Origin of the sequence: Aureimonas endophytica (genome assembly GCF_014642635.1) — a bacterium.
Taxonomy (GTDB): Bacteria; Pseudomonadota; Alphaproteobacteria; order Rhizobiales; family Rhizobiaceae; genus Plantimonas; species Plantimonas endophytica.
Map to the genome: position 1 here is coordinate 152,924 of NZ_BMIQ01000004.1, position 24,295 is coordinate 177,218.

Sequence of the window (24,295 nt, forward strand, 5' to 3'; positions counted from 1 at the left end):
GCATTCCACGGATTGCCTCGAAAGCGGGCCTTCTGCGCCGTCGCCCCGTTTCGGTGAACGCTTCGTCACCGCGAATGGCGCTGACGCGGCGCGGCGCCGTCGCTAGATCGGTCGGAGGATCTCCATGCCAAGGATGCCCCGCTCATGAGCCTCACTCTCGCCGTCGTCACCGTCTCGACGCGCCCCGGCCGCAAGGGGCCGCTTTTCGCCGCCTGGTTCGCGGCGCATGCGCGCGACCATGGCGCCTTCGAGGTGAAGGAGATCGATCTCGCCGAGATCGCCCTGCCAATCTTCGACGAGCCGGAACATCCGATGAAGGGGCTCTATCAACACGAGCACACCAAGCGCTGGAGCGCCGCCATCGCGCCCGCCGACGCCATCGTCTTCGTCATGCCGGAATACAACTACATGCCGCCGCCGAGCTTCTTCAACGCGGTGAACTACCTGCATCGCGAATGGGGCTACAAGCCGGTCGGCTTCGTCTCCTATGCCGGCCTTTCGGGCGGCACGCGCGCCGTGCAGGCGGCCAAGCCGATCCTGACCACCGTGAAGGCGATGCCCATCCCGGAACAGGTGGCGGTGCCGGCCTTCTTCGAGCATCTCGGCCCGAGCGGCTTCGAGGCGAAGGAGCCGCATCGCTCCTCCGCGACGCAGATGCTGAACGAATTGAAGAAATGGGCCGAGGCGCTGAAGGTCCTGCGCGCCTGATCCTCACGAGGAATTCAGGCGGGCGCGAGGCGGCGCGCGCCTGTTTCCGGCGGCCGGCTGCCTAACTGTCCTCGCGACGCAAGGGAGAAAGGCCGATGCCGATGAATCGCAGAACCCTTCTGGCCGCCGCCGGCGGCGCGGCGGCGGGCCTTCTCGCCCCCGGCACCGGCCGGGCGGCGCCGACGCCCTTCGCGCAGCCGAAGCTGCCCTATGCCGAGGACGCGCTCGCCCCGGTCATCTCGCCGCGCACCGTGGCGCTGCATTACGGCAAGCATCACAAGGCCTATTTCGACAAGCTGAACCAGCTCGCCGCCGAGACGCCCTATGCGGGCCTGCCCCTGGAAGAGGTCGTCACCCGCTCCCACGCGGCGGGCGATCAGGCGATCTTCAACCAGGCCGGGCAGGCCTGGAACCATGTCCTCTACTGGAACCAGTTCGAGGGCGGGCCGGCGGCGCCGGAAGGCCGGTTCCTCGATCTGGCGCAAAGCACCTTCGGCGGCGTGGACGGGCTGAAACAGGCCATGACCGAGAGCGCCGACAAGGTCTTCGGCACCGGCTGGGTCTGGCTGGCGAGCGACGGGCGGGCCCTGCGCGTCCTCTCCATGCAGGATGCCGGCAATCCCCTGACGGAGGGGCTGACGCCGCTCTGCGGCATCGACGTCTGGGAACACGCCTATTATCTCGACTACGAGAACCGCAAGGCCGAGCATGTGAAGGCGGTGCTGGACCGGCTGGTCAACTGGCGCTTCGTCGGGGCGCGCCTGCCGGCCTGACGGGCGCAGCCCTTGGGCGGGAAGCGCGCGCCCTCAGGCGCGCGTCCAGCTCTGCTTCCGGCAGAACACCTTCAGGGCGCAGCCTTCGAGCACGAGGCGCGAGCCTTCCACTTTGGCGGTGCCGGCATAGTCGCGGTCGTCGCGCGGATCGGTGACGGTGCCGCGATATTCGCCGCCCTTGCCGCTCAGCGTGCCGACGCTCTTGCCCTTGTGCTGGCCGGTCAGCACCGTCGCGCAGAATTGCCCGCCGCAATCCTTGACCTCGACGATCCGGCCGCCGGGCGAGCGCCATTGGCCGAGAATGGGTTCCTCCGCCAGCGCGCTGCCGGCGCCGAGCGACAGGAGGCAAAGGGCGGCGAGGGATGATCTCAGCATCGAAAGGCTCCGGTTCGGATGGGAAAGCGCCTCAGATGGGGAGCGAGGCGAGGCTTTCCAATCGTTAAGCTTTCGTTGAAGACGCAAGGCTCCAGTCAGTTCCGCCGTCTAGCTTAAGGCTTCGTTAACCGGCGCGAACCCCGCCGGCCCGGATGCCGATGATGACCGACCAACCCTCAGCGCCCAAGCCCGTCCGCCTTCGTGGCCGTTCCTTCCTGGCGCTGGTCCTGTCGCCGGAACTGCCCTTCGTCGACTGGCTCGCCAGCCTCGACGATCTCGCCAAGCGCTCGACCGGCTTCTTTCTCGGCCGGCCGATCGTGCTCGACCTCTCGGCCGTCACCGTAACGCGCGAGGACGTGGCGGGCCTGATCGCCGCGCTGTCGGAGCGCAACGTGCGCATCATGGGCCTCGAAGGCGTGCTGCCGAGCCAGGTCGGCCCGGGCATGCCGCCCCTGATGCAGGGCGGCCGGTCGGTGGAGGATTTCCCGCAGCCGGCGCCCGACGCGCCGAAATCCGAGCCGGCGCCGGTCGCGGCGGAAGCCGAGGCGGCGGCGACGCCCGCCGCCGAGCCGGCCGAACCCGCGCCCGCCGCCCCGGCCATCACCTATGCCATGCCGCCCGCCCCGTCCTCGCTGATCATCGAGACGACGGTGCGCTCCGGCCAGCAGATCGTCTTCACCGAGGGCGACGTGACCGTGCTCGGCTCGGTCTCCTCCGGCGCCGAGGTCATCGCCGGCGGCTCGGTCCATATCTACGGCGCGCTTCGCGGCCGGGCGCTGGCGGGCGCCGCGGGCGATCCGAAGGCGCGGATCTTCTGCCAGAAACTCGAGGCCGAGCTGATCGCCATCGACGGCCTCTACAAGACCGCCGAGGACATCGAGCCGGCCCTGCGCGGGCGGCCGATGCAGGCCTGGCTCGACGGCGAGATGCTGAAGACCGTGGCCCTCGTCTAGGCCGCGATCCCTTTCCAGAACGGCGACAAGAAGCGAAAAGAAGGAAGCGACGATAATGGCGAAAGTGGTGGTGGTGACCTCCGGCAAGGGAGGCGTCGGCAAGACGACGACGACGGCGGCCCTCGGCGCCGCGATCGCCGAAATGGGACAGAATGTCTGCGTCGTCGACTTCGACGTCGGCCTGCGCAATCTCGATCTGGTGATGGGCGCCGAACGTCGCGTCGTCTACGATCTGATCAACGTCGTCCAGGGCGACGCCAAGCTCGCCCAGGCGCTGATCCGCGACAAGCGCGTCGAGACGCTGCATCTCCTGCCGGCCTCGCAGACCCGCGACAAGGACAACCTGACGCAGGAAGGCGTCGGCCGCCTGATGGACGAGCTGCACGAGCGCTTCGACTGGGTGGTCTGCGACTCGCCCGCCGGCATCGAGCGCGGCGCGACGCTCGCCATGCGCCATGCCGATATCGCGGTGGTCGTCACCAATCCGGAAGTCTCCTCGGTGCGCGATTCCGACCGCATCATCGGCCTTCTCGACGCTAAGACGGCGCGGGCCGAGCGGGGCGAGCGGATCGAGAAGCACCTCCTCCTTACCCGCTACGACGCGGTGCGGGCCGAGCGCGGCGACATGCTGAAGGTGGACGACGTCCTGGAGATCCTGTCGATCCCGCTGCTCGGCATCGTGCCGGAAAGCATGGACGTGCTGCGCGCCTCCAATCTCGGCACGCCCGTCACCATGGCCGACAATACGAGCGCGCCGGCCCGCGCCTATCGCGACGCCGCGCGGCGCCTTCTCGGCGAGCAGGTGGCGATGACCGTGCCGGGCGACCGCCGCAGCCTGTTCGGCCGGATCTTCAGCCGGAGGGCCGCATGAGCCTGTTCGGACTGTTCCAGAAGCGGCAGCACTCCACCGCGCCCGCCGCGCGCGAGCGTCTGCAGATCCTGCTCCAGCACGAGCGGGCCGAGATCGGCCAGGCCGATCTCGTCGGCGTGCTGCGCGAGGAGATCATCGCGGTGATCGCCAAGCATGTCTCGATCGAGCGCGACAAGGTGCGCGTCAAGATGGATCGCGGCGACGTCGTCTCGACGCTCGAGGTCGATATCGAGATGCCGAGCCATGTCAGCGCCAAGCCGGCGCTGTCCATCGTGCGCTGAAATATTCCCTCGCGGGATGACAGGGGCGGCGGAGCGATCCGCCGCCCTTTTTCGTGAATGCCAGCCGACGACTCAGCGCACCAAAGCCAGAGGACCATTCTTGATCATGTAAGGAATATTCCTTACATTTCGTCGGAGCGATCCAGGAGGTCCTTCATGGCAGCCATGCTGAAGGAAGAGAGCACCATCACCGCCAAGGGGCAGACCACCGTGCCAAAGTCCGTTCGACAGGCGCTGGGGGTCGACTATGGCGGGCGCATCGCCTTCTTCGTCGACGAGCAACGTCGCGTCTATCTCCAGAAGGCCGAGGCCGAGGAGGCCGCCGATCCCGTGATCGACCGCTTTCTCGAATTCCTTGCACGGGACATGACCCAGCATCCCGAGACGTCCATCGTTCCCTTCCCGCAGTCCCTGCTCGACCGCGCTGTTGCCCTGACGGCGGGGATGGCGGTCGATCTCGACGCCGAGATCGAGGGGGACGTATCGATCTGACATGCTGACGATCAATGGCTGGGCCGTCCTTGCCCATCCTCTCTTTCTCGATCAGTGGGAAAGGCTGATCGAGAGTGTCGATGCGCTGCAGGTGAAGAACCCGGAGGACTATCGGAAATCCGCCGATGCCAAGCTGCTCGCGGCCCTGGTCCAGCTCGTCGCCGTCACGATCCCATCGGACCCGACGGCGGCCCTCTATCGCCAGGGTTCGACCCTTGGCGAAGATCGCAAGCACTGGTTTCGCGCCAAGTTCGGCAATGGCCGTTTCCGGCTTTTCTTCCGGTACAGCAGCGCCAGCAAAGTCATCATCTTCGCCTGGGTGAACGACGAGAACACGTTGCGCACCTATGGCGCCAGGACGGACGCCTATAGGGTCTTCAAGGGAATGCTCGACGACGGCCACCCGCCCGATGATTGGGACGCGCTGCACGAACAGGCTTCCGACCCCAAGGCCGTCGGGCGATTGGAAAGAGCATCGCTTCCGAAACCGTGACGGACGGTCTCGGGGAAGGGCACTGGCCGGGCTCGGAGAGGAAGCCCGAACGAGAGTTTCAGCCGCGGTCCATGGTCTCGGCTCTCGCCTCGCCCGCCCCTTCCTCCAGCCGCCTGGCCGCTCGGGCCGCGCCCATCGCCTTCGCGGCACCGAGGGCCGTCACGCCGTCCGGCGTCCGGCGCTCTGCATCGGCGCCATGGGCGATGAGGAGGTCGATCAGCTCGACCCGGTCGAACATCGCGGCGACCATCAGGGCGGTGCGCCCGTCCGGCCCCGCGTGATCGACCGCCTCGCCGCCGCGCAGCAGCGCCTCGGCGACGCCGTGTTCGCCCTTGAAGGCGGCGCCGGCGAGCGGTGTCTGACCGCGATCGTTCGGCCGGTCGGGATCGGCGCCATGCCGCAGCAGCAGCGCCACGGCTTCCGTCCGGCCGTGATAGGCCGCCAGCATCAGGAGGCTGTCGCCCTTCTCGTTGGCGAGATCGGGCGGCAGGCCGTTGTCGAGACAGGCGCCGAGCCAAGCCGCGTCGCCGTCCCGCGCCGCCTGGAACAGGCGCCCGGCAAATTCCGCCATTGCCGCATCGGCCGGCTGGTCCGTCATGTCCTGTCCTCGTCCTGCGCCTTCGCCAGATTGTCCCTCAACCGCCGCGCCTCGCCGTTCAAGCGGCCGAGCTCGGCGATCGTCATGCCGGAGGCGGCGACGAGCCGTTCGCCGAGACAGGCGCAGCGCTCGCGCAGCGCTCCGCCGGCCGGCGTCAGCCGCACGATCACCTGCCGCTCGTTCTCGGGATTGCGCTCGCGCTCGACAAGGCCCGCCGCCTGAAGCCGCTTCAGAAGCGGCGTCACGGTGCTCGATTCGAGCAGCAGCCGCTCCGCCACCGCCCCGACGCTCATCGCGCCGCCCTCCCGGAGCGCCGTCAGAACCAGATATTGCGGATAGGTAAGGCCGAGCGTGTCGAGCAGCGGCTTGTAGATGCGCCCGACCGCCATGGACGCGCCATAGAGCGAGAAGCAGAGATGCTCGTCGAGAGGAAGCAGGGCGGGGCGGGCACTCATGCGGGCGGCTCGTCGGATATCCGGTGTCGCAAATTCATATCGCGATAAATATGCGCTGGACAAGGGAAACGAATCGGCCTAGAAAACAGTTATCGCGATAACAGTGATGGCGATATAGGAAACCCGGCCGTGACGATGATCCGCCATTCGCTTCGCGGCCTCGCTGCCCTTTTCTCCGCGTCCGGTGCCGCCGTCGCCAAGGTGATCGAGGACGCGGCGAAGGCCGCGCGGTAACACCCCTTGCGCCGCCCTCGCGGCGGCGCCATCCCCTCCCAGTCCCGTTCTTCAAGGAGAAGTCCCATGCCCGTCGACGTCATCTACAAGACCAAGGCCACCGCCAATGGCGGCGGGCGCGACGGCGCCGCCCGGTCCGACGACGGTTCGGTCGACGTCAAGCTGGTCGTGCCGAAGGAGATGGGCGGCCCGGGCGGCCCCGGCGCCAATCCCGAGAAGCTCTTCGCCGCCGGCTATTCGGCCTGCTTCCTCGGCGCGATGCGCGCCGTCTCTTCCAAAGTCGGCGTGAAGGTGCCGGCCGAGGCCACGGTGACGGCCGAGATCGGCTTCGGCCCACGCTCGGAAGGCGGCTACGGCATCACGGCCGATCTGACGATCGACCTGCCGGGCGTCGACCGGGCGGAAGGCGAGAAGCTGATCGCCGCCGCCCACGAGGTCTGCCCCTATTCCAACGCCACGCGCGGCAATGTGAATGTCGGCCTGACGCTGGCCTGATCCCGACCGATCCTTGGATCTTGAGGGCCCTTCCCGCTGGCGGGGAGGGCCTTCGCGTTCGAGGCGGAACTCGGATAGGGGCCGCGACGAGGGCCGGAAGGATTTCTTCTCCCCTGCGGGGAGAAGTGCCGGCAGGCGATGAGGGGGCGACGCAGCCGAGCGGTGGTCCGCCAGTCTCCACCGCCGCGTGCCCCTCACCCGGCCGCTTCGCGGCCACCCTCTCCCCGCAGGGGAGAGGAAAGGGCGCCCGGTCCGGCGGGGCTTGGGGAGGTTGAGGAAGAGGGCCTTCACCTGGAAGGCATGTGCCTCCATGAAGCGCGGACGACGAAACCGCGTCCCTCTCCCGAGTCGGGAGAGGGTGCCGGCAGGCGGGTGAGGGAGCCGTAGGGCACCCGGCAGCGGTGCTCCTCCACAACTGAAATACGGATCGCGAAGCGCCCTACGCTTCCCTCATCCCCCTGCCGGGACCTTCTCCCGGCTCGGGAGAAGGCGAAGCTTCGCCGTTCAGGCGGGCACGCTTTCGCGCTGCGTTTCCGTCGCCGCCGGTGCCGCCTCGTCCAGGCGGATGCCGGTGTCGGGCGAGAAGAGATGCAGGTCCTTCGCCGGCAGGCGCAGATGCAGGCGGTCGCCGCTCGCCGGCTCCTCCAGGCCGCTCGTCGTGACGGCGAGCTGGAAGCCGTCGCCCTGGGTGTGGATCGCGCGCGAGGCGCCGAGCTCCTCGACGAAATCGACGGTCACCGGCAGAGCGCCCGGCGTGCCGGGCGGCACGATCTCGACATTTTCCGGCCGGATGCCGAGCGTCACGCCCGTCCCGGCGCGGATCGCCGTCAGAGGCGCGGCGAGCTGCAGGGCGATGCGGCCGAGCATCAGCTCGGCGCCGCCGAGCTGTACCGTCGCCGTGACGAGATTCATCGCCGGCGCGCCGATGAAGCCGGCGACGAAGGTGGTGCGCGGGCGGTGATAGATGTCGAGCGGCCGGCCGACCTGCTCGACATGGCCCCTGTTCATCACCACCAGCCGGTCGGCGAGGGTCATCGCCTCCACCTGGTCGTGGGTGACGAAGATCGAGGTCGCCGACAGGCGCTTGTGCAGCTTGCGGATCTCGGCGCGCATCGACACGCGCAGCTTGGCGTCGAGATTGGAGAGCGGCTCGTCGAACAGGAAGACGCGCGGCTCGCGCACGATGGCGCGGCCCATGGCGACGCGCTGGCGCTGGCCGCCGGAGAGCGCCGCCGGCTTGCGGTCGAGGAAGTCGGCGAGGCCGACGATCGCCGCCGTCTCGCGCACCCGCCGCTCGCGCTCCGCCTTCGGCACGCCCGCCACCTTCAGCGCGTAGCCGATATTCGCCGCCACCGTCATATGCGGATAGAGCGCGTAGTTCTGGAACACCATGGCGCAGCCGCGCTCGCGCGGCTCCAGCCGGTTCACCACCTGTCCGTCGATGGCGATCTCGCCGCCGGTAATGTCTTCCAGCCCCGCGATCATGCGCAGGAGCGTGGACTTGCCGCAGCCCGACGGGCCGAGGATGACGACGAACTCGCCGGATTCGAAGGCGAGGTCGATGCCGTGCAGCGTCCGCGTGGCGGCGCCATAGGATTTCTGAAGGTTTCGGATGTCGATGCGCGCCATCACAATCCTCCTTATTTCTCGGTTGCGATGAGGCCGCGCACGAACCAGCGTTGCAGCACGGCGACGACGATGAGTGGGGGCAGGACGATGATCAGGGCGCCGGCATTGGTGACGTTCCAGTCCGGCAGGCCGTTCTCGGACGGGCGCAGGATGCGCAGCGCCGTCATCGCCGTCATATAGGCGGGGTCCGTCACCATCAGGCGCGGCCAGAGATACTGGTTCCAGGTATCGGCGAAGAGGATGGTGGCGAGCGCCAGCATGTTGGTGCGCGACAGCGGCAGGAGGATGTCGACGAAGAAGCGCCAGGGGCCGGAGCCGTCCATGCGGGCCGCCTCCGCCAGCTCGTCCGGCACGGTCATGAAGAACTGGCGGAACAGGAAGGTGCCGGTGGCGGTGGCGACGAGCGGCAGCGTCAGGCCGGAATAGGTGTTGAGGAGGTTCCAGTCGAAGCTGATCTCGATGCCGGTCAGGAACTGGATCAGGAGGCGGAAGGGCTGGAAGGCGTCGGCGGCGATGTTGTAGGTCGGCACGACGCGCACTTCGAGCGGCAGCATCAGCGTCAGGAAGACCAGCCAGAAGAAGACGAGGCCCCAGCGCGAGCGGAAATAGACGATGGCGAAGGCGCTGAGCGCCGAGACGGCGATCTTGCCGCCCGTCACGAGCCCCGCCATCGCGAAGCTGTTGAGGAGCGCCGTGCCGAGCCCGGCGCGCTGCCAGGCGGCGGCGAAGTTCTGCAGCATGTCGCCGCCCGGCAGGAAGCTGAAGGGCACGGCGTTCACCTGCTGCACCGACTGCGTCGCGGCGCAGAAGACGATCCAGAAGGGCAGCAGCACCGTCGCGAGCGCGGCGAGGAGGATGCCGTAGGTGACGATATTGGCCAGCGGCGTTTTCTCGATCATGGCCGGGCCCTCAGCGATAGTGCACGCGCCGCTCGACGAAGCGGAACTGGACGAAGGTGAAGATCATGATGAGGCCGATGACGATGAGGCTCTGGGCGGCGGCGCCGGAATAGTCGAGCCCGTAGAAGGCCTTGGAGACGATGTTGAACACCATCACATTGGTGGCGTTGTTCGGGCCCCCCTCGGTGGTGCGGTCGACGATGCCGTAGGTGTCCTTGCCGACGAAGCTTTCCGTCATGATGAGGACGAGGAGCAGGAACAGCGTCGGCGAGAGCAGCGGGATCTGGATGTCGATCGCCCGGCGCAGCGGGCCGGAGCCGTCCATCGCGGCGGCTTCCGTCAGCGAGCGCGGGATCGACTGCAGGCCGGCCAGCATGAAGATGAAGCAGTAGCCGACCCATTTCCAGACGAAGCAGGCGACGATCAGGATCATCGCGTGGCCGCCATATTTCGCCGGGTTCCAGAAATCGGGATGGGCGGCGTTGACGACCGCCATCAGCCCGCGCTCCGGCGAGAGGATGAAGAGAAAGGCCGTGCCGACGGCCGGTCCCGCCAGGGCATAGGGCCAGATGTAGAAGAAGCGGAAGAGCTTCGAGCCCTTGAGCTGCCGGTCGACCGCGAGCGCCAGGACGAGGGCGATGCCGAGCGTGAGGAAGCTGGCGGAAAAGGCGAAGGTCAGGCTGACGCGAACGGAGTTCCAGTACTGGTCGTCGGCGAAGACGGAGGTGAAGTTCTCCCAGCCGACGAAGAGGCGCTCGCCGGCGCCGCCGAAGGCGGGCTCCAGCGTGAAGGCCCAGTTCATCACCGAGACGGCGGGCCAGTAGAAGAACAGGAAGATCAGGAGGAGCTGCGGCAGGGCGGCCAGAAGAGGCACCCAGCGGCTCTTGAAGACGACGCGCTTCATGGCGGAGGATCCTGAAGGAAAAGCGCCGCCGGACCTCGTGGCGAGGATCCGGCGGCGCGGGTCACGTCAGCGGGGCTCAGTCGAGCTTCTGGCCGGCATAGGTCTTCTCGAAGCGGCGCAGCAGCGCGTTCGAGCGGTCGGCGGCCTCGTCGAGGCTCTTCTGCACGTCGGCATTCTGCATGAAGATCGCCTCCAGCGCGGTCGAGACCTCCTTGCGGATCTGCGTGTAGTTGCCGAGGCGGATGCCGCGCGTGTTCTCGGAGGTCGGCGTGTAGGTCAGGCTCTGGATGGCGAGCTCGCGGCCCTTGAACTGCGGCTTGTCGTAGAAGCCGTTGGCCTTCATCGCCTCGAAGCCGGTCTTCGTCACCGGGATATAGCCGGTGACCGTCGACCACCATTCGACCATGTCGGGCTGGGCGATGAAGTTCAGGAAGGCGGCCGCGCCCTTGTATTCGGCTTCCGGCCGATCCTTCATGACCCAGAGCGAGGCGCCGCCGACGAGCGAGTTGCGGCGCTCGGTGCCGGCCATGACCGGCAGGAGCGTGACGTGCCATTCGACATCGGCCGGCAGGGTCTTGCCGACGGTCGCGTGGTCGGCGACCGAGGACATCATCATCTGGCAGGTCTGCGAGGTGAAGGCGGGCACGATGTCCATGCCGAGCTGCTTGGTCTTGACGACGAAGAGCTTGTCGTCCGTCATCTTCTTGAAGAACTTCACCTCGTCGACGAATTTCGTCTTGTTGAACAGGACTTCGGCGTCGAGGCCCTGATAGCCGTTGGCCTTGGTGGCGAGCGGCTGGTTGTGAATGGCGGAGAACTGCTCCATCAGCGCCCAAGGATCGAAGTTGAAGGCCAGCGGGCAGTCGAAGCCGGCCTCCTTCAGCTTCTTCGCATCCGCCGCGACATCGTCCCAGGTCTTCGGGCCTTCCACGATGCCGGCCTTCTTGAAGGCCGCGCCGTTATAATAGAAGACGGCGGTGGAGGAGTTGAAGGGGAAGGACTGCAGCTCGCCCTTCGCCGTCGCGTAGTAATTGGCGATGCCGCCGAAATAATTGTCCCAGTCGATCTTGTAGCCGTTCTCGGCCATCAGCTTCTTGGCGGGAACGAAGGCGTTCGACAGCATCAGGTCGAGCGTGCCGGCATCGTAGATCTGGGTGATGACCGGGTGCTTCTTGGCGCGATAGGCCGCGATCGTGTTCTGAAGGTTGGTGTCGTAGCCGCCCTGGCTGGTGCAGACGACCTCGTAATCCTTCTGCGACTCGTTGAACTTCTTGCAGGCATCCTGGATGCGCTCGGCGATGTCGCCGGAATTGCCGTTCCAGAACTCGAACTTCACCTTCTCGGCGAAGGCGGGCGTCGCGCCGAGGGCGGCTGTGGCGACGGTGGCGGCGAGAATAGCGCCGAGAGCCGCACGCCCGCGCGAACGCGGCCGGGCGCCGGAAAGGAGGCTGTTCATCATCTGACCTTTCAAAGGGTTTGGACCTCGAGGCCGCGTGGCATCTGGCGAAGGTCCGACGCGCCTTTCTTAGAGCGTGGACGATGGCGTGCGGATTTCAGGCGCACGACATTTCCACGAAGGAAAAATGACAAACAAGACCAATGGCTTAGCGGATATTGGCCGGGAGGCGTGCGAAATTCGCGTCAATCCCGCCGCTTTTCGCCCGCGCGACGGCGCCGGAATCCTCCGCCCTGCCGTGGCGGCAGTCCGCCCATGGCAACGCGCGGCTAAACGATCTTTCCGACGCTCTTGCGCGGCAAAGCCGCCGGCATGGCTTGCGCCCGGCCTTGTCTGGACCAGTTCTAACCGCACGAACTCGTGAAGCCGTCGGGAGCGGGGATGGGCGTCCTTCGTCGCAGCTTGAATATCCTGTCGCGGCGGGCCGCGCCCGGCCGCTGATCGTCTTCCCGTGCCGCAGATCTTCCAGCCGGGAGCGACGACCTATGCGCGAATGCTGCTTGCCGCTTTGGCGCTCGGCCCCCTCGCGCTCGTCCTTCTCGCCTATCTCCTCATGGGATCGCCCTACGTGACCGGCCAGGATGTGACGCTCGACCAGCTGCCGCCCTTCAGCCACGCCCATCACGTGCGCCAGCTCGGCATCGGCTGCGCCATGTGCCATTCCCAGGTGGAGGAAACGGCCTTCGCCGGCATGCCGACGACGAATGTCTGCATGAGCTGCCATTCGCAGATCTGGACCAATGCGGCGATGCTCGCCCCGGTGCGCGAAAGCCTCGCCGAGAACCGGCCGCTGCAATGGCACCGCGTCAACAACCTGCCGGACTATGTCTATTTCAATCACGCGGTCCATGTGCAGAACGGCGTCGGCTGCTCCTCCTGCCATGGCGACGTCACCGCGATGCCGCTGATCCGCCAGGCGGCGCCGCTGACCATGGGCTGGTGCCTCGACTGCCATAAGGCGCCGGAACGGCAGCTCCGGCCGCAGGCGGCGATCTACGATTTCAAATGGCAGCCGCCGCCGGACCAGGCGGCGCGCGGCGCGGCGCTCGTCGCCGCCCATGGCATCGATAAGGCGCATCTCCTCGACTGCACGGTCTGCCACCGATGAGCGCGCCGTCCGACCCGCTCGCCGCCGCGCTCGCCGGTCTCGCCGGGGCGCCGCTGCGCCGACGCGACGCCCTGCGGCTGCTGGCGCTCGGGCTGACGGCGGGCGTTGCCGGCTGCAAGCCGGCCGAGGACATCGTGCCGCTCGTCGCCAATCCCGCCGGCCGGGCCGCCGGCAGCCCGCTGTTCTTCGCGACCTCGCTGCCGCTCGCCGGCTACGGGCGGGGCGTTCTCGCCACCTCGCTCGACGGCCGGCCGATCAAGATCGCCGGCAATGGCGCGCATCCCGCCAGCCTCGGCGGCACGGATGTCTTCGCCGAAGCCGATATTCTCGGCCTCTACGATCCCGACCGCTCGCAGACCTTGCTGAAGGACGGGGCGATCCGCGATTGGGAAGCGCTGGTCGGCGAGCTGCGCCCGCGCCGGGCGCGGCTGGCCGAGCGCGGCGGCGAGGGCTTGGCGCTGCTCACCGGCCGCGTCACCTCGCCGACGCTCCTGCGCCAGATCGCGGCGCTGCGGGCCGGCCCCTATCCGAAGCTGCGCCATTATCGCCACGAGCCGGTCGGCGACGACGCGGCGCGGGCCGGCGCGCGCTTCGCCTTCGGCCGGGTGCTGGACACCCTGCCGCATCTCGATCGCGCCGCGACGATCCTCTGTCTCGGCGCCGATCCGCTCGGGCCGGGGCCGGGCCAGATCCGCAACGCCAAGGGCTTTCGCGCCCGCCGCACGGTGCGGGGCGAGGCCAGCGGCATGGCGCGGCTCTATGTCGTGGAAAGCCGGCCGAGCCTCACCGGCCGCATGGCCGACCATCGGCTGGCCCTCGCCCCCGGCGAGCTCGCCGGCTTCGCCTTCGCGCTCGCCGAGCGGCTGGGCGAAGGCGCGGGTTCCACGCCCGGTCCGCACGAGGGCTTTCTCGCGGGCCTCGCCGCCGATCTCCAGGCGGCCGGGCGGGAAGCGCTCGTTCTCGTCGGCGACGGCCAGCCGCCGGAGCTCCACGCCCTCGGCCATTGGCTGAACCATCGGCTGGGCGGCTTCGGGACGGCGCTCGACCTGATCGAGCCGGTCGATCCCGTCCCGGAGGATCACGGGGAAAGCCTGGCGGCGCTCGGCGCCGAACTCGATGCCGGCCGGGTCGACACGCTTCTCGTGCTGGGCGCCAATCCCGCCTATGACGCGCCGCGCGACCAGGATTTCGGTCCCCGCCTGCGCCGCGCCGGCCTCGCCCTCCATCTCGGTCTCTATCGCGACGAGACGGCCTATGCCTGCCATTGGCACGTGCCGGAAAGCCATCCTCTGGAGGCCTGGGGCGACCTGCGCGCCGTCGACGGCACGGCCGGCATCGTCCAGCCGCTGATCCGGCCGCTTCACGCTTCGAAGACGGCGGCGGAACTCCTCGCGGCGCTCGGCGGCGATGCGGCGCCCGAGCCCCGCGCGCTCGTGCGGGACACCTGGGCGGCGGGCCGCCCGGCGGAAGGCTTCGAGGACTGGTGGCGCGCCGTGCTCGAAGCGGGCAGCGTGCCGGACAGCGCGGCTCCGCCCGTCGCGCCGCCGCGCCCGCCGCCCATGCCGCCGCGCCCGCCCGCCACGCCGGACAGCGGGCTGGTGCTGCTCTTCGAGCCCGATCCGACGATCTTCGACGGGCGCTATGCCAACAATGCCTGGCTGCAGGAATGCCCGAAGCCGGTGACGCACGAGGTCTGGGGCAATGTCCTGCGCCTCGCGCCCGCCGACGCGGCGCGGCTCGGCCTCGCCTCGGAGGATGCGGTGCGGATCGAGGCCGGCGGCGCCAGCCTCGACGCGCCGGTTCTCGTCGATGGCGGCATGGCGCCGGGCGTGGCCGCGCTCTCGCTTGGCTATGGCCGCGACCGGGCGGGCGCGATCGGCGTCGGGCTCGGCGTCGATGCCTATCGTCTGCGCCGTTCCGATGCGCTCTGGCAGCTCGCCGGCGCGCGGCTGACGCGGCTCGGCCGGGGCGAGCCGATTCCGCGCACGCAGTTCGACCTTTCCGAGGAGGGCCGCGATCTCGCGCCCCGCATGCCGCTCGCCGAGCGGCGCGCCGGCAAGCGGCTGCGGGAGAAGGCGGAGCCGCCGAGCTTCTACGGCCCGCAATCCTACGAGGCGCCCGATCGAAGCGGAGGCGAGCGCGCCGCCTGGGCGATGGTGATCGACACGACGCTCTGCATCGGCTGCAATGCCTGCGTGATCGCCTGCCAGTCGGAAAACAACGTGCCGGTGGTCGGGCCGGACGAGATCCGCGCCGGGCGCATGATGCACTGGCTGCGCATCGACGCCTACGAGGCGCCGGGCGAGCCCGGCCGCGCCACCTTCCAGCCGGTGCCCTGCATGCATTGCGAGAAGGCGCCCTGCGAGCCGGTCTGCCCGGTCGGCGCCTCGGTCCACGATCACGAAGGGCTGAACGGCCAGGTCTATAACCGCTGCGTCGGCACGCGCTTCTGCCAGGCGAACTGCCCCTACAAGGTGCGGCGCTTCAACTTCTTCGGCTATGCCAACGGCCAGGAATACGCCAATCTCGGCGAGCCGCCGCTCCAGGCGCTGCTCAATCCCGACGTCACCGTGCGCGGGCGGGGCGTCATGGAGAAATGCACCTATTGCGTCCAGCGCATCGCCGGCGCGCGCCAGACGGCGGAAGCGGAAGGCCGCGACCTCCGCGAGGGCGAGGTGGTGACGGCCTGCGCCAGCGCCTGCCCGACCGAGGCGATCCGCTTCGGCGACCTCGCCTCGGCAAAGTCGGAGGTGCGGGCGCTGCGTGAGGAGCCGCAGCATTACGCGCTCCTCGAAGAGGTCGGCACGAGGCCCCGCACCACCTATCTCGCCCGGCTCCTCAACCCCAATCCCGCGCTGGAAGGGGAGGGGACATGAGCGAGGCGGTGCTGCTTGCGCCCGACCGGTCCTATGCGGCCGTCACCGAGCGGATCGCCGATCCGGTTCTGACCCGTCCGGTGCCGCGCGGCTGGTGGATCGCCTTCGGCCTCGGCGCGCTTCTCACCCTGCTCCTCCTCGGCGTGCTCGGCTGGCTGTTCTTCGAGGGCATCGGCATCTTCGGCAACAACACCGTCGTCGTCTGGGGCTTTCCGATTGCCAACTACGTCTGGTGGATCGGCATCGGCAATGCCGGCACCCTGATCTCCTGCATGCTGCTCCTGACGCGGCAGCGCTGGCGCTCCTCGATCAATCGCTTCGCCGAGGCGATGACGCTAATCGCCGCCGCCATCGCCGGCCTGTTCCCGATCCTCCATCTCGGGCGGCCTTTCTACGCCTATTGGCTGATGCCTTACCCGAATACGATGGGCGCCTGGCCGCAATGGAAGAGCCCGCTCGTCTGGGATTTCTTCGCTATCGCGAGCTACCTGATCTTCTCCCTTCTGTTCTGGTATACCGGGGCGATCCCCGATTTCGCCACGCTGCGCGACCGGGCGCGGACGCGGCGCGCCCAGGTCTGCTACGGCGTCCTGGCGCTCGGCTGGCGCGGTTCGGCCCGGCATTGGCAGCGCTACGAGGCCTTCTATCGCACGATGGCGGCGCTCGGCGTGCCGCTCGTCGTCTCGGTGCATAGCGTCGTCGGCCTCGATTTCGCCGCCGGGCCGATGCCCGGCTGGCAGGAGACGATCTTTCCGCCCTATTTCGTCGTCGGCGCGATGTTCTCGGGCTTCGCCATGGTCGTGCTCCTCGCCGTCGCCGTGCGCGCCTATCTCGGCGATACCGGCCTCGTCACGCTCGCCCATTTCGACGCCATGGCGAAGATCCTCCTCGCCGGCTCGCTGGTGATGACGCTCTCCTATGCCACGGAAAGCTTCGAGGCCCTGCTGACCGGCGACGAGGCCGACCGGACGCTCGTCGCCTTCCAATATGGCGGCGCCTATGCGCCGCTCTACTGGCTGCAACTCGCCTGCAACTGCATCGTGCCGCAGCTCTTCTGGTGGCCGCGCGCCCGGCGCGCGGTGCCGGCGCTCGTGTTCGTCGCGCTCGCCGTCAATCTCGGCATGTATCTCGAGCGCATCCTTCTCATCATCAACACCCTGTCGCGCAGCCATCTGCCGGCGATGTGGCGCCTCTACGCGCCGACGCTCTGGGACGGGCTGCTGCTTGCCGGCTCGCTCGGCTTCTTCCTGTTCCTCTTCTGCCTGTTCCTGCGCTTCGTGCCGGCGGTCTCGATGCACGAGGTGCGCCAGCTCGTGCCGGAGGGGGAGGGACGATGAGTGCGCCTCGGCTCCTCGCCGAATTCGCCGGCCCGCGACAGATCCTGCTCGCGGCGCGCCAGGTGCGGCAGGCGACGGGCTTTTTCGTGCGCGACGCCTATACGCCCTTCGCCGTCGAGGGGCTGGCGGGCGAGATCGAGGGCCTGCGCCCGACCCGGCTGAGATTGGCGCTTCTTCTCGGCGGGCTCGCGGGCGGCCTTGCCGCGCTTCTCCTGCAATGGCTCTCGGTGACGCAGGTGCTGCCGATGCCGGCCGGCGGCCGGGCGCTCGCCAGCTGGCCCGACTTCTTCTTCGCGATCTTCGAGATGACGATCCTCGGCGCCGGGTCGAGCGGCTTCGTCGCGCTGCTCGTCGGCTGCGGGCTGCCGCGCCTCCACCATCCGATCTTCGACCTGCCGGGCTTCGAGCGGGCGACGCAGGACCGCTTCTTCCTGGAAGTCGAGACTGGAGACGCGGCGGAGGCCGGGCGGGCCCGCGCCTATCTGAAGGGGCTCGGCGCCCTGTCGGTGGCGGAGCTGCCGCGATGAACCGCCAGATTCCCGCCCTGCTCCTCGCCCTGCTCCTCGCCGGCTGTTCCGGCCAGGAAATGGCGGACCAGCCCTCGCTGAAGACCGATGAGGCGAGCGATCTCTGGGGCAGCGCCAGTGCCGCCCGGCCTTTGCCGGAGGGCGTCGTGGCGCGCGGCGACGGCGCGCGGCGGGCGCTTCTCGCCACCCCGCCGCCGGTGACGGCCGAGCTGATGGGGCGCGGCCGCCGGCTCTTCGGCGAGGTCTGCGCCCCCTGCCACGGGCTGGCCGGTGACGGCGACGGCATCGTCGTCCAGCGCGGCTTCTCGCCGCCGCCCTCCTATCACACCGATCGGCTGCGGGCCGCCGAGGCGGCGCATTTCGTCGACGTGATCGGCAACGGCTATGGCGCGATGTATGCCTATGGCGACCGCGTCGCGCCCCGGGACCGCTGGGCCATCGCCGCCTATATCCGCGCCCTGCAGCTTGCCCGGCATGCCTCGGCCGGCGACGCGCCGGACGCGGCGAGCGAGGCCCGATGAGCGCCGTGGCCCCGACCCGGCCCCGCGATCCCCGTTGGCTCGGCCTCGTCGCCGCCGGCCTGCTTCTCGCGCTCGCCATCATCGACACTCCCGGCATACTGCGCGGTATCTTCACCGCCTTCCTGCTGCTCCTGCCGGTGCCGGTCGGCGCGCTGCTGCTCCTCCTCGTTCATCGCCTCACCGGAGGCGAATGGGGGCGGGCGATGCGCCCGGCGCTGGCGCGGGCGGCGCACGCCCTGCCGGCGGTGGCGCTTCTCGTCCTGCCGGCGCTGCTCTGGCCGTCCCTCGTCTTTCGCTGGGCGGCCGATCCCGCCAGCCGGCCCTCGACCGAACTGGCCCGGTTCTACCTCACCGCGCCCGGCCTCGCCCTGCGCAGCCTCGTCGCGCTGGCGCTCTGGAGCGGGTTCGCGCTCCTCGCCGCCGCCCGGCCGGACCGGCTGACGAAGGGGCTCGCCAGTCTCGGCCTCGTTCTCTTCGGCCTGACCGTCAGCCTCGTCGCGGTGGACTGGGTCCTGTCGCTCGACCCGCGCTTCCAGTCGAGCGCCTTCGCGATGAGCTTCACGGTCGCCTGCCTTCTCTCCGCCACCGGCTTCGCCATGGCGACGGGGCGGGGCGACCTGCCAAGGGACGACATGGCGAAACTCGCCGCCGCCTTCGCGCTGGGGCTCTTCTATCTCGATCTGATGCAGTTCCTCGTCGCCTATGATGGCAACCTGCCGGACAAGGCCGCCTGGTATCTGCGCCGGGCCGGGCCGCTCGCTTCGGTGACCCTGGCTCTCGCCTTCGTCGGCGCGGTGCTTCTGCCCTTCGCGCTGGTCCTGATCTCCGCTTGGCGCGCTTCGCCGCGCCTCCAGCGCATGGTCGGCTGGGCCGTGCTCGTCGGCATCGCGCTGCGCACGCTCTGGTGGACGGTGCCGGAATGGCAGGGCTCGGTCGCCTTCTGGCTGGCCCTGCCGCTCGCGGCGATCGCCGCCGCCGCGCTCGCTGCTCTGTTCCACGAGCGAAGCGCCTTCGCTCTCCGGGCGGGGAGGGTGATCCATGGCGCCTGAGATCGCCCGCCACGCAAAAGGCTCCGCCGCCATCCTCGCCCGTGCCTGGCAAGGGGCCGCGCATGGCCTGCGCGTCCTCGTCGCCACCGTCCTGCCGGGCAAGGTCGAGCCGGAGGCGCCGGATGTCGCGACCGGCCGCGTCCTCTGGCTGTTCCTCGGCTGGGCGCTCTTCGTGGCCGTGGCGCTCGCCGGCTTCGGCGCATACATGGCGGCGCGGCTCGACCTGTCCTCGCCCTCGCAGGACGTGCATGCCTTGCCGGCTCCGAGGCTCCAAATCGATCCCGCCGCCGATTACGACCGGCTGGTGAGCCTCCAGACCGAGCGCCTCCGCCGGACGGAATGGGTGGACCGCGACAAGGGCATCCTCCAGATCCCGGTGGAGCGGGCGATGGCGATCCTCGTCGGGCGCGGGCCGGCGGCCTTCGCGCCGCTCACCTCCGTGGCGCCGCCCGACGATGCCCGCACCCGCGCCGTCGGCGCCGCGACGGCGGCGGGGGCTTCGCGATGAGACGCGGGCCGGACCCTCGCGGCCGCGCGGATCGAAGGCTCACGCCTTCGCACCCCCCTCTGCCTGCCGGCATCTCCCCCTCAAGGGGGGAGATCAGGCTAATCGCGGACGACAGGGCCCGGCATCGTTGCGGTGGCGGGAGCGGCGGAGCCGTTGGGCGGCGTTCTTCCTCGCCAGGACGGCGATCCGGGTCCTCGCCCTCCATCCTGGCCTCGATCCTCTGCGTGGCGCTCCTCGCGCTGGCCTTCCTGTCGCTGCCGGGCCCGGAGGCCCGCGCGGCGCTGGCGCCGGCGGATCTGGCGGCGGTCGAGCTGGCGCCGCCGCCCGGCGCGCGTCTGCCGCTCGGCGCCGTGCTGACGGAGGGCGGTCAGCCGACGACGCTCGGCCGCCTTCTCGCCGCCCGCCCGGTCTCGCTTCTCGTCTTCGCCGACTTCACCTGCCAAAGCGTCTGCGGCGCCGAGCTCGCCATCGCGGGTGCCTCGCTGGCCGATCCGGCGCTCGCCGATCTCGATGCCGGGCTCATCGTGATCGGCCTCGATCCGAAGGACGGACCGGAAACCGCGCGCCGCCTCGCGGACCGGACGCTCGCCGGCCTGCCGCCCGGCCTCGCCGCGCGCCTGCACATCTTCCATGCGGATGCCGCAACGCTCGCGGCGCTGACGGCGAGCGCCGGCTATCGCTATCGCTACGATGCGGAGACCGATCAGTTCGCCCATCCGGCGGCGCTGCTGACCCTTGCGCCGGACGGGCGCATCGGCCGCCCGCTCGCCGGCCTGTCGCTGATGCCGGACACGCTGCGTCATGCCCTTGTCGAGACGGGCGAGGGGCGCGTCGGCGGTCTGGCGGAGCGGATCATGCTGCGATGCTATGCCTTCGATCCGGCGAGCGGGCTCTACACCGCCGACATCAAGCTGGCGCTGCGGCTTGCCGGCCTCGGCACGCTCCTGGCGCTCGGCCTTGCCCTCGCCGGCCTCGTGCGGCGCGCGGCGCGGCTCGGCGGAGGCGCGCGATGAACGCCAATCCGATCTTCTGGCTGCCCTCGGCCAGCGTCCAGGGCCACGCGGTCGATACGCTGTTCTTCGCCCTTCTGCTCGTCTCGGGACTGGTGATCCTGCTCGTCTTCGGGCTGATCGTCAGTTTCGCGGTGCGCTATCGCCACGGCTCGCCGGCGCCGCGCGGCGAGATGCCGGCGCTCATCCGGCGCGAATTCGAGATCGGCTGGACGGCCGCGACCTTCTTCCTCTTCCTGTTCCTGTTCTGGTGGGCGGCGGCCTCGCAGCTCTCCGGCTACGATCCGCCGCAGGAGGCGATGGAGGTGCATGTCACCGCCAAGCAATGGATGTTCAAGACGCAACAGCCGAGCGGCCCGCGCGAGATCAACAGCCTGCACATTCCGGTCGACACGCCGGTCCGCCTCGCCATGACCTCGGAGGACGTGATCCATTCCTTCTGGGTGCCGGCCTTCCGCTTCAAGCGCGACATCCTGCCGGGCCGGCTGACGCAGGGCTGGTTCCAGGCCGACCGGGTCGGCACCTATCATCTCTTCTGCGCCGAGCTTTGCGGCACCGACCATTCGGTGATGGGCGGCAGCGTCACGGTCCTGTCGAAGTCCGACTATGCCGCATGGCTGCGCGCCCAGCCGCAGGGCGACGATCTCGGCGAGGCAGGCGGGCGGCTCTTCGTCCGGCTCGGCTGCGCCGGCTGCCATGCCGGACGCTCGCCTGTTCACGCGCCCGATCTCGCCGGGCTCTGGAACCGCACCATCCCGCTCGCCGACGGCTCTCAAGTCCTGGTCGACGAGCGCTATCTCCGCGACTCGATCCTCCAGCCCCGGCGCGAGATCGCCGCCGGCTACGAGCCGATCATGCCAAGCTTCGCCGGCAGCGTCTCGGAGGACGAACTCGCCCAGCTCGTCGCCTATATCCGTGCGCTGGGCGCGGCGGACCCTGCCGGGGAGACCACGACACGATGAGCGACGCAAGCCTCGACGCCGCCGAGATCGCCCGCCGCCACGCGCCGCTCGGCGAGATCGCTGAGGGCAGCTATCTCACCGCCGGGCGCTCGCTGCGCTCCTGGCTCCTCACGACGGACCACAAGCGGATCGCGCTCCTTTATTTCGGCTCGATCACCATCTTCTTCTTCATCGGCGGCATCGCCGCGACGCTGATCCGCCTGGAGCTGATCGCGCCAGAGGGCCGCTTCTTCACCAATGACGGCTACAACAAGCTCTTCACGCTGCATGGCGTGGTGATGGTCTGGTTCTTCCTCGTCCCCTCCATCCCGACGAGCTTCGGCAACTTCCTCCTGCCGCTGATGATCGGGGCGAAGGACATGGCCTTTCCGCGCCTCAACCTTCTGTCCTGGTATCTCAACATCGTCGGCGGGCTCTGCGTCGTCGCCTGCCTGGTCCTCGGCGGCGTCGATACGGGCTGGACCTTCTATACGCCCTTCTCCTCGCTCTTCTCGAACGGCTATGTGGCGCTCGCCGCCTTCGCGGTCTTCGTCGCCGGCTTCTCGACCATCGCGACGGGCGTCAACTTCATCGTCACCATCCATGTGCTCCGGGCGCCGGGCATGACCTGGCGGCGGCTGCCGCTCTTCGTCTGGACGCAATATGCGACGGCGCTCGTCATCGTGCTGGCGACGCCGGTGCTCGCCATCTCGCTCCTGCTCCTCATGGCGGAGCGGCTCTTCGGCTTGCCGATCTTCGATCCCGCCCATGGCGGCGACCCGGTGCTGTTCCAGCATCTCTTCTGGTTCTACAGCCACCCGGCCGTCTATATCATGGTGCTGCCGGCCTTCGGGGTGATCTCGGAACTCGTCGCCTGCTTCGCCCGCCGCCGCGTCTTCGGCTATACGGCGATGATCTACGCCATCCTCGGCATCGCGGTGATCGGCTTCTTCGTCTGGGGCCACCACATGTTCGTCGCCGGCATGTCGCCCTTCGCGGCGGTAGTCTTCTCCTTCCTCTCCTTCGTCGTCGCGGTGCCCTCGGCCATCAAGGTCTTCAACTGGACCTTCACGCTCTATCGCGGCCAGATCTATTTCGAGGCGCCGATGCTCTATGCGCTGGGCTTCATCGGCCTCTTCACGGTGGGCGGCCTGTCGGGCCTCTTCACCGCCTCGCTGCCGGTCGATATCCACGTCACGGACAGCTATTTCGTCGTCGCCCATTTCCACTACATCATGGTGGGCGGGGCGGTGTCGGCCTTTTTCGGCGCGCTGCATTTCTGGTGGCCGAAGATCACCGGGCGCATGGCGCCGGACGGCTGGGCGCGCTTCGCCGCCATCCTCATGTATTTCGGCTTCAACTTCACCTTCTTCCCGCAATTCCTCATGGGCTATCTGGGAATGAACCGGCGCTACCATCACTATGCGCCGGAATTCCAGATCTACCATGTCACCTCCTCGGCCGGCGCGGCGGTGCTGGCCGCCGCCTATCTCCTGCCGATGGTCTATCTCACCTGGTCGCTGCGCTACGGCCGGCGCGCCGAGCCCAATCCCTGGGGCGCGACGGGGCTCGAATGGCAGACGACCTCGCCGCCGCCGCGCGAGAACTTCTCCCGTCCGCCGATCGTCACGGAAGAGGCCTATATCTATCACCCGGAGCGCGAGGCGCCGGGACACGAGGAGCCGGAGAAGCGTCGGCCGCACAGCGCGCAGGGCACGCCCGCATGAGCGCCGGCTCCGCCCTCAACGAGCCCTTCGAGGACCTCGGCCGCCAGCGCCTCGCGGCGCGCTTCGGCATGTGGTGCTTCCTCGCCAGCGAGATCCTGTTCTTCGGCAGCCTGTTCCTCTGCTTCCTGGTCTATCGCCAGCTCCATCCGAACGAGATGCTGGCGGCGGGCCGCGAGACCAACATCGTCTTCGGCAGTCTCAACACCGCCATCCTCCTCGCCTCCAGCGTCACCATGGCCGTGGCCGACAAGGCGGCGGAAGAGGGCCTGCGGCGGGATGCGCTGCGCTGCCTCGGCCTCACCGCCGCGCTCGGCCTCGCCTTTCTCGTGGTGAAGGGCTTCGAATATCGCGAGGATGTCGAGAAGCATCTCTGGCCGGGGCCGGACTTCGCCTTCGGCGACTCGCCCGCGCGCCTCTTCTACGGCTTCTACTGGACGATGACCGGCGTCCATGCCCTGCATCTCACCATCGGCATCGCGACGGTGGCGCTGGTGATGCTGCGCATCCGCCAGGGCCGCCTGCCGTTCCGCGACAGCGCGACGCTGCCGGTGCTCGGCCTCTACTGGCATCTCGTCGATATCGTCTGGATCTTCCTTTATCCGCTGCTCTATCTCGGCGGCCGGGCGGGCGGGGCGTGAGCGCGGCGCGGCCCTCCGGGCGGAAGACGGGCGGCGGCCTCGCGCTCTGGCGCGGCCCGCTCGCCGTCGGCGCGGCGCTGATGCTGCTCCTCGCCGCGACGCTCGGCCTCGCCTATCTCCCGATGGGCGCGGCGAACGGCCCGGTCTCCTACGCCATCGCGCTCCTGAAGGCGCTCCTCGTCGCCCTCGTCTTCATGAAGCTCGTCCGTTCGCCAGCGCTCTTCGCCCTCGCGGCCCTTGCCGGCTGCTTCTGGCTGGCGGCCCTCTTCACCATGACGCTGACGGACTACCCGTTCCGCCTCGCCGGCGAACGCCTGCCGGGCTTCCCGCAGGAGGCGCCCGCCGATCCGGCGCCGGTCGCCGCCAGCGGCCTGCCGCGCTGAGCGGCGCTCGCCGGCGGGCGTCGCGGCCGGCGACGTTTCACGTGAAACGCTTCG

27 protein-coding genes are annotated in these 24,295 nt (G+C 69.1%); 20 read left to right on the plus strand and 7 right to left on the minus strand.

The genetic code is table 11. From position 1 onward, the window contains the following. The first annotated feature begins 144 nt into the window (after positions 1-144). Positions 145-708: an NADPH-dependent FMN reductase gene (locus tag IEY14_RS14120; protein ID WP_188909520.1), complete on the plus strand. Its 564-nt coding sequence runs from the start codon at positions 145-147 to the stop codon at positions 706-708. A gap of 101 nt (positions 709-809) precedes the next feature. After that, positions 810-1,481: a superoxide dismutase gene (locus IEY14_RS14125; RefSeq protein WP_373288977.1), complete on the plus strand. Its 672-nt coding sequence runs from the start codon at positions 810-812 to the stop codon at positions 1,479-1,481. 33 nt (positions 1,482-1,514) lie between these two features. Here IEY14_RS14125 and IEY14_RS14130 read toward each other — a convergent pair whose 3' ends face one another. Next, positions 1,515-1,856, minus strand: coding sequence for a DUF2147 domain-containing protein (locus IEY14_RS14130; RefSeq protein ID WP_188909524.1), 342 nt, complete (start codon positions 1,854-1,856; stop codon positions 1,515-1,517). A gap of 161 nt (positions 1,857-2,017) precedes the next feature. On the opposite strand from IEY14_RS14130, the gene minC reads away from it, so the two are divergent. From minC to IEY14_RS14155, 5 genes are all read left to right on the plus strand, one after another. Next, positions 2,018-2,809, plus strand: coding sequence for a septum site-determining protein MinC (gene minC / locus IEY14_RS14135; RefSeq protein ID WP_188909526.1), 792 nt, complete (start codon positions 2,018-2,020; stop codon positions 2,807-2,809). A gap of 55 nt (positions 2,810-2,864) precedes the next feature. Next, entirely contained in the window at positions 2,865-3,680 is an 816-nt protein-coding gene (gene minD, locus IEY14_RS14140; RefSeq protein WP_188909528.1) for a septum site-determining protein MinD, read from the plus strand. Next, a complete protein-coding gene (gene minE / locus IEY14_RS14145) occupies positions 3,677-3,961 on the plus strand; it encodes a cell division topological specificity factor MinE (RefSeq protein ID WP_188909530.1) in 285 nt (94 codons plus the stop codon). The genes minD and minE overlap by 4 nt, the downstream gene beginning before the upstream one ends. 156 nt (positions 3,962-4,117) lie before the next feature. Next, positions 4,118-4,453: a type II toxin-antitoxin system PrlF family antitoxin gene (locus IEY14_RS14150; RefSeq protein ID WP_188909532.1), complete on the plus strand. Its 336-nt coding sequence runs from the start codon at positions 4,118-4,120 to the stop codon at positions 4,451-4,453. A gap of 1 nt (position 4,454) precedes the next feature. Further along, positions 4,455-4,946 (plus strand): type II toxin-antitoxin system YhaV family toxin, encoded by a 492-nt coding sequence (locus IEY14_RS14155; RefSeq protein ID WP_188909534.1) that lies wholly within the window; start codon positions 4,455-4,457, stop codon positions 4,944-4,946. A gap of 58 nt (positions 4,947-5,004) precedes the next feature. Here IEY14_RS14155 and IEY14_RS14160 read toward each other — a convergent pair whose 3' ends face one another. After that, the gene (locus tag IEY14_RS14160; RefSeq protein ID WP_188909536.1) at positions 5,005-5,544 is read right to left on the minus strand and encodes an ankyrin repeat domain-containing protein; all 540 of its coding nucleotides are present in this window, start codon (positions 5,542-5,544) and stop codon (positions 5,005-5,007) included. Then, positions 5,541-5,999 carry a MarR family winged helix-turn-helix transcriptional regulator gene (locus IEY14_RS14165; protein WP_188909538.1) on the minus strand — a complete coding sequence of 153 codons (459 nt, stop codon included), beginning with the start codon at positions 5,997-5,999 and terminating at the stop codon, positions 5,541-5,543. Before IEY14_RS14165 ends, IEY14_RS14160 begins: the two co-directional genes overlap by 4 nt. Before the next feature lie 300 nt (positions 6,000-6,299). On the opposite strand from IEY14_RS14165, the gene IEY14_RS14170 reads away from it, so the two are divergent. Next, positions 6,300-6,728, plus strand: a complete 429-nt coding sequence (locus IEY14_RS14170) for an organic hydroperoxide resistance protein (protein WP_188909540.1) — start codon at positions 6,300-6,302, stop codon at positions 6,726-6,728. A 504-nt stretch (positions 6,729-7,232) separates the two neighbouring features. Here IEY14_RS14170 and ugpC read toward each other — a convergent pair. From ugpC to IEY14_RS14190, 4 genes are all read right to left on the minus strand, one after another. Beyond that, positions 7,233-8,357, minus strand: coding sequence for a sn-glycerol-3-phosphate ABC transporter ATP-binding protein UgpC (gene ugpC / locus IEY14_RS14175; RefSeq protein ID WP_188909541.1), 1,125 nt, complete (start codon positions 8,355-8,357; stop codon positions 7,233-7,235). A gap of 11 nt (positions 8,358-8,368) precedes the next feature. Next, positions 8,369-9,256 carry an ABC transporter permease subunit gene (locus tag IEY14_RS14180; protein ID WP_188909543.1) on the minus strand — a complete coding sequence of 296 codons (888 nt, stop codon included), beginning with the start codon at positions 9,254-9,256 and terminating at the stop codon, positions 8,369-8,371. Between the two features lie 10 nt (positions 9,257-9,266). After that, positions 9,267-10,160, minus strand: a complete 894-nt coding sequence (locus IEY14_RS14185; RefSeq protein ID WP_188909544.1) for a carbohydrate ABC transporter permease — start codon at positions 10,158-10,160, stop codon at positions 9,267-9,269. A gap of 76 nt (positions 10,161-10,236) precedes the next feature. Beyond that, positions 10,237-11,619: an extracellular solute-binding protein gene (locus IEY14_RS14190; protein WP_244639484.1), complete on the minus strand. Its 1,383-nt coding sequence runs from the start codon at positions 11,617-11,619 to the stop codon at positions 10,237-10,239. Positions 11,620-12,067: 448 nt separating this feature from the next. Between IEY14_RS14190 and IEY14_RS14195 the strand changes: the two genes are divergently transcribed. From IEY14_RS14195 to IEY14_RS14250, 12 genes are all read left to right on the plus strand, one after another. Beyond that, positions 12,068-12,724 carry a cytochrome c3 family protein gene (locus tag IEY14_RS14195; RefSeq protein WP_188909546.1) on the plus strand — a complete coding sequence of 219 codons (657 nt, stop codon included), beginning with the start codon at positions 12,068-12,070 and terminating at the stop codon, positions 12,722-12,724. Beyond that, on the plus strand, positions 12,721-15,600 hold the full coding sequence (locus IEY14_RS14200) for a 4Fe-4S dicluster domain-containing protein (RefSeq protein WP_188909548.1): 2,880 nt from the start codon (positions 12,721-12,723) through the stop codon (positions 15,598-15,600). Before IEY14_RS14195 ends, IEY14_RS14200 begins: the two co-directional genes overlap by 4 nt. After that, entirely contained in the window at positions 15,597-16,937 is a 1,341-nt protein-coding gene (gene nrfD / locus IEY14_RS14205) for an NrfD/PsrC family molybdoenzyme membrane anchor subunit (protein WP_188909550.1), read from the plus strand. Before IEY14_RS14200 ends, nrfD begins: the two co-directional genes overlap by 4 nt. Further along, positions 16,934-17,464, plus strand: a complete 531-nt coding sequence (locus IEY14_RS14210) for a DUF3341 domain-containing protein (RefSeq protein ID WP_188909552.1) — start codon at positions 16,934-16,936, stop codon at positions 17,462-17,464. The genes nrfD and IEY14_RS14210 overlap by 4 nt, the downstream gene beginning before the upstream one ends. After that, positions 17,461-17,985: a c-type cytochrome gene (locus IEY14_RS14215; protein WP_188909554.1), complete on the plus strand. Its 525-nt coding sequence runs from the start codon at positions 17,461-17,463 to the stop codon at positions 17,983-17,985. The genes IEY14_RS14210 and IEY14_RS14215 overlap by 4 nt, the downstream gene beginning before the upstream one ends. After that, a complete protein-coding gene (locus IEY14_RS14220) occupies positions 17,982-19,034 on the plus strand; it encodes a hypothetical protein (RefSeq protein ID WP_188909556.1) in 1,053 nt (350 codons plus the stop codon). The genes IEY14_RS14215 and IEY14_RS14220 overlap by 4 nt, the downstream gene beginning before the upstream one ends. Continuing rightward, the gene (locus IEY14_RS14225) at positions 19,024-19,542 is read left to right on the plus strand and encodes a hypothetical protein (RefSeq protein ID WP_188909557.1); all 519 of its coding nucleotides are present in this window, start codon (positions 19,024-19,026) and stop codon (positions 19,540-19,542) included. Before IEY14_RS14220 ends, IEY14_RS14225 begins: the two co-directional genes overlap by 11 nt. Before the next feature lie 224 nt (positions 19,543-19,766). Further along, on the plus strand, positions 19,767-20,555 hold the full coding sequence (locus tag IEY14_RS14230) for a thioredoxin domain-containing protein (protein WP_188909560.1): 789 nt from the start codon (positions 19,767-19,769) through the stop codon (positions 20,553-20,555). Continuing rightward, entirely contained in the window at positions 20,552-21,514 is a 963-nt protein-coding gene (coxB, locus tag IEY14_RS14235; protein WP_188909561.1) for a cytochrome c oxidase subunit II, read from the plus strand. The genes IEY14_RS14230 and coxB overlap by 4 nt, the downstream gene beginning before the upstream one ends. Further along, positions 21,511-23,220 carry a cytochrome c oxidase subunit I gene (locus IEY14_RS14240; protein ID WP_188909562.1) on the plus strand — a complete coding sequence of 570 codons (1,710 nt, stop codon included), beginning with the start codon at positions 21,511-21,513 and terminating at the stop codon, positions 23,218-23,220. The genes coxB and IEY14_RS14240 overlap by 4 nt, the downstream gene beginning before the upstream one ends. Then, positions 23,217-23,858: a cytochrome c oxidase subunit 3 family protein gene (locus IEY14_RS14245; RefSeq protein WP_188909563.1), complete on the plus strand. Its 642-nt coding sequence runs from the start codon at positions 23,217-23,219 to the stop codon at positions 23,856-23,858. The genes IEY14_RS14240 and IEY14_RS14245 overlap by 4 nt, the downstream gene beginning before the upstream one ends. Then, entirely contained in the window at positions 23,855-24,241 is a 387-nt protein-coding gene (locus tag IEY14_RS14250; protein WP_244639485.1) for a cytochrome C oxidase subunit IV family protein, read from the plus strand. The genes IEY14_RS14245 and IEY14_RS14250 overlap by 4 nt, the downstream gene beginning before the upstream one ends. Positions 24,242-24,295: the final 54 nt, after the last annotated feature.